Origin of the sequence: Paenibacillus ihuae, assembly GCF_001368795.1 — a bacterium.
GTDB classification, from domain to species: Bacteria; Bacillota; Bacilli; order Paenibacillales; family Paenibacillaceae; genus Paenibacillus_AQ; species Paenibacillus_AQ ihuae.
This window is the reverse complement of record NZ_LN831198.1, coordinates 3,880,037-3,882,400: the sequence shown is the minus strand read 5'-3', so window position 1 is coordinate 3,882,400 and position 2,364 is coordinate 3,880,037. Positions and strand designations below refer to the sequence as shown.

At 56.0% G+C, this 2,364-nt stretch carries 3 protein-coding genes and 1 pseudogene; 1 reads left to right on the top strand and 3 read right to left on the bottom strand.

The genetic code is table 11. From position 1 onward, the window contains the following. The coding region (locus tag AQR02_RS34545; RefSeq protein ID WP_245237531.1) for a DUF2264 C-terminal domain-containing protein at positions 1-1,061 on the top strand (1,061 nt) is incomplete at its 5' end. A gap of 113 nt (positions 1,062-1,174) precedes the next feature. On the opposite strand, the gene AQR02_RS17945 is transcribed toward AQR02_RS34545, so the two are convergent. The 3 genes and pseudogenes from AQR02_RS17945 to AQR02_RS34535 all read right to left on the bottom strand — a co-directional run. Then, positions 1,175-1,801, bottom strand: coding sequence for a metallophosphoesterase family protein (locus tag AQR02_RS17945; RefSeq protein ID WP_245237530.1), 627 nt, complete (start codon positions 1,799-1,801; stop codon positions 1,175-1,177). Beyond that, entirely contained in the window at positions 1,801-2,052 is a 252-nt protein-coding gene (locus tag AQR02_RS34540) for a metallophosphoesterase (protein WP_245237529.1), read from the bottom strand. Before AQR02_RS34540 ends, AQR02_RS17945 begins: the two co-directional genes overlap by 1 nt. A 104-nt stretch (positions 2,053-2,156) precedes the next feature. Continuing rightward, positions 2,157-2,364: pseudogene (locus AQR02_RS34535) on the bottom strand (DUF817 family protein); the annotation flags it as partial.

The window sequence follows — 2,364 nt, the reverse complement described above, 5'->3', positions numbered from 1 at the left end:
CTTATGCTTACGCCGAAGTAGACGGGCTCCCTGCGGGTGTCCTTAAAGGGCTGGTGCTGCGCAACCTGCGCTGGTGGTTCGCCCAGCCCATCTTCGACGGGAATGGCGTGCTGACCATCGGCTATGCCTATCCGAATCTGGTGATGGCAGAGAACTATAACGCTCCCGGCTCTCCGTACTGGGCCTTGAAGACCTTTCTGCCGCTGGCCTTCAGGGAGGAGCATCCGTTCTGGAAGGCAGCCGAGCTGCCGCTGCCGGAAATCCCGGCCGTTACGGTCCAGCAGCAGGCGCATCTGGTTATCGTCCGGGATGCCGGTGCTGGCCATGTGGCTGCCTTTAACAGCGGACACCTGTACAGTAATGAACATACCCACACCTCGGCGAAGTATGAGAAATTCGTCTATTCTACAGGCTTCGGCTTCAGTGTGCCCCATGCTGAATGGGGCTTATCGCAGGGAGCCTTTGATTCGATGCTCGCCCTGAGCGAGGGCGGAGACAACCTGTACCGGGTCAGACGCCGGAACCTGGAGTCGGAAATCACGGATAATGTGCTCCGTTCGGTCTGGAAGCCATGGGCTGATGTCGAGGTCCGTTCCTGGGTTATCGCCGGATTGCCATGGCATATCCGGATTCACCGGATCGGGGCCGGCCGGGAACTGGACGTTGCCGAAGGAGGCTTCGCACTCGGTCTGGAAACGGAGCGCGAAGAGAAAGCCAGCAAGACTGGGGTAGTTGTATCTACTGCCTGGGGAACCAGCGGGGTTCAGGGACTGCTCGGATACAGGAAGGCAGAGCTGATCTGGCCCAATGCCAATACCAACCTGCTCCGTCCGCGGACGGTGCTGCCGACAATGACGGCAACCCTTGCACCGGGAATCCACTGGCTGGCTTCCGCTGTATACGGGGACCCGGCAGGAGCTTCTGCTAAGGGGAACTGTTTTGTCATGACTGATGATGTTCTGGAACAATCACCGGCGGCCTTGCTGAACGTAAGATTTGAGCAGGATACAATCACGGTGCTTACGACTGGAGACAGGGAAATTATCATTACCATGGACTAGTATTACATTTTGATATGGCCGGGGGTAATTAATGGAATAATTGCCCGGGCAATTATATAAAAGAAACCAAAAAGGCTGCCGGGAAATTACCCGGCAGCCTGAATGTTCATCAATTATACAGGCTCATGAACGGGCTGCTCCATCGTAGCGGAACCGTCCTCCAGCCGAAGCCAGGTGTTAAAATCCTGGCTGCCGAGCGTCATCCGGATGACCCGGGCGCCGCGCATGAAGCCTTCTCTGCCATAAGTGTTGTAGCCGGTAGCCCGCCCGTAGCAGAGACGGATGCCATGCAAGCTGCCGGTATAGTCGTTGACGTGGTCATGACCGCAGAAGGTCCCCCGCACATCCTCCATTTCCAGCAAGGCTGCGAATAATCCGGAATTGATCACCGGCGAGCAGACACGCTCAAATTTTTGTCCGCGGCAGATTTGTGTGTCCCACATTTCCTGGTACTCAGGAAGCGGGATGTGAAAGAAGGCCAGTGCCGGCAGCTTTGCCGAGCTTGCCTGCGGGTTCAGCCGCGCAGATTCTCGGGTCAGCCAGCTGATCTGATCCCGCTGAACCCAGTTATAGCCCGGAATATGCTCTACTTCGGAATAGCTGCCAGTGTCCAGGAAATATAGCAGGGCGGCGGCCCGGCCGTCCGGACCTGCGATTACAAGGCTGTAATTGCCGGTTCCGCCAATCTCTTCGGGACCCGGTTCCGCCAGGTTGTGGGGATGCTCCAGGGTAATCTGCATCAGCTCCCGCCGGGTGATCCCCTCTCGGTATCGTGGTTGCCGAATACAAACGCCCATGGAATTCCGGCGGTCTCTACAGCGACTACAGCCTCCCGGAAGGCTTGTTCAGGCTGGGTACATTCCTGCTCTCCCGGAGACACGGGTCCGGTATAAATGAGATCCCCGGTGAATACAACCAGATCCGGCTGCTCCGCTTCGAGCACGCGTTCCATCAGCTCCCGGGTATGCTGGTCCTCGGCTCTTCCGTCCATCCAGTGAAGATCGGTAAATTCGTGAGCAGCTCATGGATTAGGCCTGCGGTTGTTGTTTTTCCGGAGCCCGGTAATCTTCGATCAAGACTAACTTCGGTTTCATATTATGACTTCCCCATCCCTGCTTTAACATGTTTTAACTGGGCTACAATAATGACGCTAATGATGACAAGCAGGAACCACGAGCTGATCTTGCCGAAGCTGACGAGCTGCCAGGCCTGATGCTGGTCAGGGTACTTCCAGGCATTAAAAAAGGTAGCAATATTTTCGGCCAGCCAGATAAAAAATCCGACAATGATAAAAGCCAGCGAT